General features: G+C 66.7%; 1 pseudogene. It reads right to left on the bottom strand.

Annotation, left to right across the window (positions count from 1 at the left end):
• Positions 1-351: pseudogene (locus tag ACFI9K_RS24915) on the bottom strand (phosphatase PAP2 family protein); the annotation flags it as partial.
• Positions 352-597: the final 246 nt, after the last annotated feature.

The raw sequence follows: 597 nt of genomic DNA, 5'->3' as shown, positions 1-597 counted from the left end.
AAGCACCGCGACCACGAGGCCCAACGCGGCGGTCTCGGCGGGTCCACCCGCTGTGGTGACGGCAAGGGCCAGATCATCGAGCGCGTGCGTTCGGTGATCGACGAACCAGGCCGCGACAGGCGCGTCGGACTTGGTCAGCCATCCGTTGGTGTGGACTGCGACGGCGAGCACCACCACTGCGAAAGCGAAGCCGAGCGTGCCGAGGATCGTCGCTCCGGTCCGGTCGGAGCGGATGCGGAGCATGATCCCGGCACCGAGGAGGCCAACTGCGATCACCAACCCGGCGATCTCGACGTCGGCGGTGGCGGCTTCGGTGAGCACTTCGGTGGCTGTTGCGTGAACGGCGGACATCGATGAGGAGAGGAGCACGCCGATCAGTGTGCCGAGCAGCTCCTGAAGAACCGCTGAGAGCGGCTCGTCGGTGCCTGAGTGGGTCTGTTGTACTTGCGTCACATACACGGACGGAGCTGTCGATGCGGGTTCTGGTGGTCGAGGACGAAGTGCGCCTGGCGGAGATGGTCCGGCGCGGTCTGGTGGCCGACGGGTTCACCGTCGAGGTCGAGCACGACGGTGACAACGGGTTCCACAGTGCCGCGA

It is taken from the genome of Rhodococcus sp. PSi06, assembly GCF_054960675.1.
This window is presented reverse-complemented; position numbering and strand designations above follow the sequence as displayed.